5 protein-coding genes are annotated in these 8,326 nt (G+C 60.4%); 2 read left to right on the top strand and 3 right to left on the bottom strand.

What is annotated here, in order from left to right; all coding sequences use genetic code 11:
- Positions 1–1,067: TonB-dependent receptor domain-containing protein (locus JNL55_RS07685; RefSeq protein WP_293851545.1), on the top strand; the 1,067-nt coding region annotated here is incomplete at its 5' end.
- A 70-nt stretch (positions 1,068–1,137) separates the two neighbouring features.
- Complete coding sequence (locus JNL55_RS07680) at positions 1,138–4,392, top strand: amidohydrolase family protein (RefSeq protein WP_293851543.1); 3,255 nt, start codon at positions 1,138–1,140, stop codon at positions 4,390–4,392.
- Here JNL55_RS07680 and JNL55_RS07675 read toward each other — a convergent pair.
- The 3 genes from JNL55_RS07675 to JNL55_RS07665 all read right to left on the bottom strand — a co-directional run.
- Positions 4,389–5,759, bottom strand: a complete 1,371-nt coding sequence (locus JNL55_RS07675) for a putative oxidoreductase C-terminal domain-containing protein (RefSeq protein WP_293851540.1) — start codon at positions 5,757–5,759, stop codon at positions 4,389–4,391. The two genes, JNL55_RS07680 and JNL55_RS07675, sit on opposite strands and share 4 nt — an antisense overlap.
- Before the next feature lie 8 nt (positions 5,760–5,767).
- Entirely contained in the window at positions 5,768–7,141 is a 1,374-nt protein-coding gene (locus tag JNL55_RS07670) for a Gfo/Idh/MocA family oxidoreductase (RefSeq protein ID WP_293851538.1), read from the bottom strand.
- 10 nt (positions 7,142–7,151) lie between these two features.
- A partial coding sequence (locus JNL55_RS07665) for a TonB-dependent receptor domain-containing protein (RefSeq protein WP_293851535.1) occupies positions 7,152–8,326 on the bottom strand: 1,175 nt, incomplete at its 5' end.

Raw genomic sequence — 8,326 nt, 5'->3', positions numbered from 1 at the left:
CGTTCATCGCCGGCAACCTGGCGCGAGTGCGTTTCAACAGCGAGCTGGATTCCACCAATCCCACCATCGGTCTGCGTTGGAAGCCGATCGACAGCTTGATGCTACGTGCCAGCTACGGCACTGCGTTCTTGCCCCCGACCTACAGTCAACTGGTGCCGGGTAACGTGTCCTTGGTGTTGTCGGCGGGTGTGCCGCAGACCATTCAAGTCATCGATCCTCGTCGCGGCAACAGCTTGACCTTGGTCGAGTATGCGACCGGCGGCAATCCCAATCTGAAGCCGCAGGAATCCAAGAACTTGAACCTCGGCCTGGTGTTCGAACCCACCTTCCTGCCGGCATTGCGGGTCAACGCCGAGTGGTATCGACTCGAACAGGAAAACATCATCGTCAATCCGACCGCGGCGCTGATTCTGAACAACGAGTCTCGCTTTGCAGAACGCATCACTCGTGCAGCGGTGACGCCGGGCGATCCGTACGGCGTCGGGGTGCTCACCTTCATCGACTACAGCATGTTCAACGCCAATCGCGGCGAGACCGAAGGCGTGGACTTGAGCGTCAACTATCGGTTGGATACGGACAACCTGGGCACGTTCAACTTTGCGTTGGGCGGCACCAAGATCCTGTCCTATGAAATCCAGACTGCCATCGATGCGCCGTTGACCGACATCGTCAATCAAGTGGCTTATCAAGGGCCGCTGCAGTATCGGGCGAACGCGTCGTTGAGCTGGGCGTTCAACAACTGGAACGTGGGTTGGCTGAGCAACTACTTCGGCTCGTACTCGCAGTACAATGTCGGCGGCGTGACGACGTACACGTCGGCGCAGGGCTCCAGCACGATTCCGAGCCAGCTGTACCACGACATCTACGCCAGCTACCAGTTCGACAAGGCCGGCGGCGGCGGTCTGGCGGATAGCTTGTTGTCCAATGTCGGTGTCCAGGTCGGCATCAAGAATGTGTTCGACAAGGTGCCGCCGTTCGATGCTTACTACGCGGCCAGCAACTACTACAGTCCGTTCGGCGACCCGCGTCTGCGCAGCTTCTATCTGACGCTGCAAAAGAAGTTCTGAGGACCAGGCCCTGTCGGCAACGGCAGGGCCTTTTCTCCTCGGGCCGTGGTTCGAGGAGAAAATTAAAATCGTGAAGTCATTCATTCTTGCCGCGGCGGCCGCGGTCACATTGAGTTCCTCGCTGCCGGCGAGCGCGTCCTCCGAGGCGACTGCCTTCGAGCCGCTGCCGTTGCAGGGCCACACCCAACCGCTGAACTTCAGCGTCGAGACCGGAACATGGATGTCGGTCGACGCCACGCCCGACGGCAAGGAGCTGGTGTTCGATCTGCTCGGTGATCTGTACACCTTGCCTGCGACCGGCGGCACGGCTGTTCCACTGACACGCGGTTTGCCATTCGACACACAGCCGCGAATTTCTCCGGACGGTCAATGGCTCGCTTTCGTCAGCGATAGAGACGGCGACGACAATTTGTGGGTGATGCGTCGGGCCGACGGCGAGCTGCGCCGGCTTTCCCAGGTTCACGGCGGTTTTGCGATCTCGCCCTCGTGGACTCCCGATAGCAAACGAGTGCTGGTGGCCGAGTCCCTGGCGCATTTGCCGCCCGACTCGACCTTTCGTTTCTATTCGTTGACCGGCGAGGCCAGCGACGTCAAGGACAAGGATGGCAAGCCCATCATCGGCTCCGGCGGCATCCTGTCTCGCGACGGCCGATATCTTTACTTTGCGTATCGGGATGCGGGAGACGAAGGGCGCTATGGAATGCCGATTGCTCAGATCCGTCGGTTGGATTTGTCTCGCGGCACTGTCGAGACGTTGACCAACGGGCAGGGCGGTGGCACTCGTCCGGCGCTCTCTGCCGACGGCAAGCGGCTTGTCTATGCGACTCGCGAGGAAGGTAAAACGGTTCTGCGTGAGCGCGACCTCGAGTCCGGTGCGGAGCGGCTCGTGACTCGGTCCGTGCAGCAGGATCGTCAGGACTATGGGCGCGGTTTGCGCGGCGATCAGCTTCCTGGCTACGTGTTGCGAGATGCCGATCAATCATTGTTGCTGAGTGCGGGCGGCAAGCTACAGCGGATTGGATTGCGGGACGGTCATGCGACGGAGATTCCGTTTCGTGCTGATGTGTCGTTGGACATTGGGCCGCGGCTTCACAAGCCTTATCGCGTCGAGCAGGGGCCGCTCACGGCACGCATCGTTCAATCGCCGAGCTTCTCGCCTGATGGGCAGCACATCGCTGCGTCGATACTAACCAAGTTGTATGTGATGCCGGCACGCGCTGGCGCTTTGCCCAAGCGAGTGACGAAGGGCGATGCGTTGGAGTATCAGCCGGTGTGGTCGCCGGATGGCAAGTGGCTGGCGTATGTGGTTTGGTCGCGCGAAGGCGGCCATGTTTGGAAGGTTCACGCCGATGGCAGCAACGCGCAGCGTCTGACGTCCCATCCTGCGTTCTACACGGACCTTGTGTTCTCGCCGGACGGCCAGCGGATTCTTGCTCTGCGTGGTAGTGAGCAGATGTGGACCAATACGCCGGAGAGTGCCAACTTTCGACTACCGCTCGATCTGGTGTGGATGCCGGCCGGCGGTGGTTCGGTGCAGACCATTGCTACTGGCTATTCGGGGCGGTATCCGCATTTCTCTTCGGACTCCGAACGGATCTATACAACCGATGCTCATGCGCTTTACTCGATTCGGTATGACGGGTCGGATCAGCGTACGCATCTCAAACTGAGCGGTCGCTTCGAACCTCGCAGTAATTCTCAGCCCACCGCTGAGCGTTTGATCGTGAGCGCGGACGGGCGCGAGGCGTTGGCGAGTATCAACAAGCAGGTGTGGCGTCTGCCCCTGCCGCCGCAGGGTGAGCCGAATGTGACTATCGACTCGCACGCTGGCATGCCGGGCGCGATGCGGCTGACCGACGTCGGTGCAGATTTCTTCGGCTGGGCTCGAGGCGGCAAGGCTATCTTCTGGGCGGTCGGTTCTACCGTGTATCGAGTCGCTGCAGATAAATCAGCGAGCGTCGCCAACGTTAGCTCTGGGCTGCGCGAGTCAGCGCCAGCGGTCGAATCCTTTGCCGTGCAGCTGCACGTGCCTCGCGCAGCGCCCAAGGGCTCACTCGTGCTGAGAGGCGCCAACGTCATTCCCATGTCCGCCGCCGCGGGTGCCAGCGTTCTCGAAGGCGCTGACATTGTCATCACAGACAATCGCATCGTCGCCATCGGCCCGGTCGGCACCGTGAACATTCCCAGCGATGCTCGCATCGTGGATGTGACCGGCAAGTACATCGTGCCCGGCTTCATCGATACCCACGCACACTGGAGATTCGCCAGCCGCGAGATCCAGGACCCGGACAACTGGAGTCTGCGAATCAATCTGGCGTACGGCGTGACCGCGGGTCTCGATGTCCAGAGTAATCACGGCGAAAACTTCATCTACCAGGACCTGGTGGAAGCCGGCCAGACCCTCGGCACCCGCGCATTCATGGTCGGCCCCGGCGTGTTCGGCATCAACAATTACAAGACCTTCGAAACCGACTTCCAGTCCTACGAAGAAACACTGGCCTATCTGCGCCGCTACCAGCAGCACTACCGAACTCACAACATCAAAGTGTATCTGGCCGGCAATCGCCGGCAGCGTGAGTGGATCGTGCTGGCCTGTCAGGAACTGGGCCTGATGCCGACCACCGAAGGCTTCGGCGATCCCTTCATGGACCTCTCGCACGCCATCGACGGTATGCATGGCAGCGAGCACGCCATGATCGACTCGGCGCTTTACGACGATGTCGTGCAGACTTTCGCTCGCACTGAGACGACTTACACCCCAACACTCAACATCACTCACTACGGCCTGGCCGGAGCGGAGTATTTCTTCGCACGTGAAGACTTACAGAACGACGCGAAGTTGAATCGTTTCTACCCTCGTAACCGGCTGCGCGAGCTGACCGCCCGGCGGGGGGTATGGGCCAACGAGAATGAGTTCAGCTTCCGGGTCATGGCGGCGCAGGCTGCGAAGATTCAACGGGCCGGCGGCCTGGTCGGCGTCGGCAGCCACGGCGAGTTGCAGGGCCTCGGCTATCACTGGGAACTGGAAATGATGGCTCGCGGCGGCATGCAGCCAAACGAGATTCTGCGTGCGGCCACCATCGATGGCGCGAAGATCATCGGCATCGAACAGGATCTGGGCTCGTTGGAAGCCGGCAAGTTGGCCGACTTGGTGGTGTTACGCGCCAACCCGCTGCAGACCATCGGCAACGCCAAAGAGATTGCCTACGTAATGCAGAACGGCGTGCTGTACGACGGCGAAACGTTGTCCGTCACCGCGCCCTCAACAGGCGTACAGCGGCCAGCGTCGACGCAGAGCGGGGCGTTGCCGCGCAGACCGAACTAAGGAACTCGACTCAGCCGGTACGCCTGCATGAGGGTGGCGTACTTGGTCAGCATGTTCGGCACTTCCCACGCCGGCAGCTGGCCGGAGCGCAGATACTTGAGGAAGGTCTCGGTCACTTGAGCAAAGTGGGCCTCATGGCCCACATGATATTTCTCCGGCACGGTGACAGCCCAACGCTCACCGACACGGAGCACGCCAACGCCGGGATAATCTGTTTGCAGAGAAGCGATGGCCTTCGTCAAAGCCGCCTCGTGCGCAGCGATGCTCACATCTTTATGTCGCTCGATGTACAGCACCGGCTTGAACTGCTGAGCCGCGCCTTGCTGAATCGTCAGCGAGGCTTTCGATCCTCGCATCACCGAGAAATGGGTGTCGCCGCCACCCGCAGGTGCCTCGAAGTCCCACTTCACCGAGATCAAGGCGTACACATTCCGCAGCCGGTAGGTGAACTCGCCGTTCGCATAAACATTGAGCATTCCGTTCTGGACATCCGACTGCAGAAATTCAGGAAACGTCTGAGCGCCGGTCACCTTGCGGAACTGTTCGAGCGTCAGCGGCGTGCGGCTGTGCTTGGCGGTCAGCACTTTGGCATCTTCGGGTTTGAGGACTTGCTCTGGAAACGCCTGCCACTGCACTAGATCGACCAGATGTGTGGTGACATCGACCAGGCCTTCGCCTTGCTGGCGCACATCGAAAAACCATTGCGGGCGTTTCAACGGCGCGCCGGCCACGATCTTGGCAAAGTGATGCACGCTTTCTTTGCGAATCGCCGGATCGGTCGGCGTGCCTGGTAGCAGCGTGCCGAACAGTTCGGTTCGTCGCGACAGCTCTCGCTGCAAAATGGACGTGATCTCGAAGCGCTCCGTCATGATGTCGTAGAGCAGAGTGCCCTTCTTTTGCGCGAGCGCGAATGCCTGCTGAAGCTTCTCCAGATCTGCCGGCACGATGACCATGGGCTTGTCGGCGAGCACATTCAGCCCGGCCTCGATCGAACTCAGGATGTACTGCGCCTTGTGCGCATTGTTGCCCGAGATGACGACGACGTTGCCGCGGCGCTCGGTCAACATGCGCTGCAGGTAGTCGGGGCCTGTATAGAGTTCGGTTCGCCAGCGCGTCGGCTGGTCGGTGCGTGAATTGAAGCCGTCGATGCGCTTGAGATGCTCGAGCACATCATCGCCCTTGGGCGCGTAGACATGCACCAGCGGGTCGACGCCTTGATACATGTATTTCTGCACCAAGGCGGCGTGGAAATGACCGGGATCGAGCGTCATCAAACGCACCGGTCCAGTCACGCCGTCAGCATTGGAAACTGAAGCAGCACTGAACAGCAGCGCTGCGCCGGCCAGCGACTTGAACATATTTCGCATGATGCCGCTCAGCTCTGCGCCGCGCGCGACACCCCAAAGGGAGCGCGCTCCTTGCGCGATAGCAACGCGTTGGCCGCGTCGTCATTGACGAACCTTTCGGTTTTGACATCCCAGGTGAGCGGCCGCTGCAGCTTCATCGCAATCCAGCTGACGATGCAGGCACTACTACTGCGATGAGCGATGTGCGCAGGCGCGAGCGGTTGTTTGCGGGAGCGCACGCTCTGCAGCCAGTTCTTGTGATGACTGTCGCTACGAGGTAGCTCGACCTTCAGCCCCTTGGGGTCGAGCAGGCGGGGATCGCTGGCGGCGAGCGGCGGCAATGTTTGTGCGGACTTCGGATCGCTGGCGGTGGCCTGGCCATCGCGTGTGACCCAGATCCAGCCGGCGTCGCCGAAGAATTTCAAGCCGTTGGGATGCTTGTCGGAAACATGCACCCCGATATCGCCAGGGTAGGTGAGTTGCACATCGTAGGCGCCATGCACGTTCCAGATCTTGTTGGTCGGAAAGTCCGCGGTGCCTTCGACGCGCGATGGGCCGCTAGCTTCCAGATCGAGTGCCCAGTGCATGGTGTCGTAGTGATGCGAGCCCCAGCCGGTGATCATGCCCAAACAAAACGATTCGTTACGCAGCCAGCCTGGCCTTGTGTAGCCAACCCGCGGATGGACGCGCTGTTCGGTGTAGTAAGCGAACTCTGCCGGGCCGACCCACTTGCCGTAATTCAAGCCTGTGGGCACCAGTTGCACTGGATCGTCCGGCGCGGTGGGATCGATGGGCAACCCAATCTCGACACGTTTCACCTGACCGATGCGGCCCGAACGGATCAGTTCACTTGCTTGCCTGAACTGCGCCCACGACCGCTGCTGACTACCGACTTGCAGAATGCGTTTGGTGCGCGCGACCGCGTCCCTGAGCACGATGCCCTCGGCAATGGTCATGGTGAATGGCTTCTGTAAATAAACATCTTTGCCGGCCAGAATCGCTGCCAGCGCAGGCTCGGCATGCCAGTGATCGGGCGTGCTGATGACCACTGCATCGATATCGTCGCGCTCCAAGATCTCGCGATAGTCGGCGTGGACGCTGACCGGCGGCATGGGCCCGTTGATGTCGCGATACAGTTGTTCCAAGTGCTTCTTCGCGTCGGCCGCGCGATTCGCATCGACATCACAAACTGCAACGATGTCGGCCAAGCCGGACTTCAACACGCCCGGCATGTCGTGATCGCGTGCGATGCGTCCACAGCCTATTTGCCCGACCCGAACGCGACTGTTGGGCCCGTTGGCAGCCCACAATCGCGCCGGGAGGATCAAAGGCACCGACATTCCCAGCAAGGTCTTGCCGAAAGTTCGCCGAGACAAAGCGCTGGCGGTAGGCCGTGGTCGCATGGTTCAGATCCTAGAACTGGCCGCGGATGCCTAAAATGAACTGGCGGCCCGGTTTGTTCAAGGTATTCGCCCGATTCTCAAAACCGTAGAACGAATACTCTTCCTCATTGATCAGATTCAGCACTTCCAGGCTCAGGGTCAGATCCTGACCCAAGGCCGTGAAATTCAGGCTGCTGTTGAAGTCCAGGTAGCCCGCTTCGCGACGGAAGCCGGTTTGCGGCGAGGTCGATCCGCAGTTGAGCTCGCACTCCACATAGTCGGCGCGATAGTTATACGACAGACGCACGGCGAAGCGCTCCTGTTCGTAATACGCCACGGCGTTCAGATTGTTCTTGGCGAGGCCCAGAATCACCTGGCTACCGGAATCCAGCCGCGTGTAATTCAGCGTGACCCCCGACCCTTGCAACAAATGATCGAGGCGTTGTTGATACAGCAGCTCCACGCCCTTGAGATAGGTCGTGGCCTCGATGTTCACCGGCGTGTTGAACAGCAGGATGGTGTCGAGTCCGTTGGGCAGCAGCGCCAGAATGGTCGGATCGGTGATGGTGTCGAGCGGGATGCCGGCGTTGCGGAACGGCTGCGGCACATTCCGCCGCGTGACGAAGCCGGTGATTTCCTTGTAGAACAAATTACCGCCCAGCACGGCACCTTCAGAGAAATACCATTCGAGGCCGCCGTCGAGTTGATCGGACAGGTAAGGATCCAGGTTGGGATTACCCTGGGTCACTACACCGCCGGTGCTGATCGACGTGAACGGCTGCAAGTCGCCGGGATTCGGGCGCGTCATTGCTTTGGAGGCTGCGAACCTCAGCATCACGCTGTCAGTCAGGTCATACGCCAAGTTGAGCGACGGCAAGGTTTCGGAATATTCGCCGTCGATGGTGTTGCGGCCGTAATCTTCCGCGCGCAGACCGAACAAGTTACCCGCAGCGGGCGGCGTCGACGGGATGCGGATGAAGCCTTGCATCTCGTGTTCGGTCTTGACGTAGCGCACGCCGCCGTTGACTCGCAACGTGCGGCCCCACAGCGGCAAGGCCGCGTTCGCTTCGACATAAGCTGAAATATTGTCTTCTTCGAAGCTGCCGGAGTTCTGGAAATCCAGGTTCGCGGCGGCATCCAGCGCGTCCGGATTCAGCAGCGAGCTGAACGCGCCCAAGTCGGAGACGATCCAGCGGTTGTAACCGA

Origin of the sequence: Steroidobacter sp., from assembly GCF_016790065.1 — a bacterium.
Lineage (GTDB): Bacteria > Pseudomonadota > Gammaproteobacteria > Steroidobacterales > Steroidobacteraceae > Steroidobacter.
Note: the sequence above shows the minus strand (reverse complement) of the source record. Positions and strands in the feature narration are given on the sequence as shown.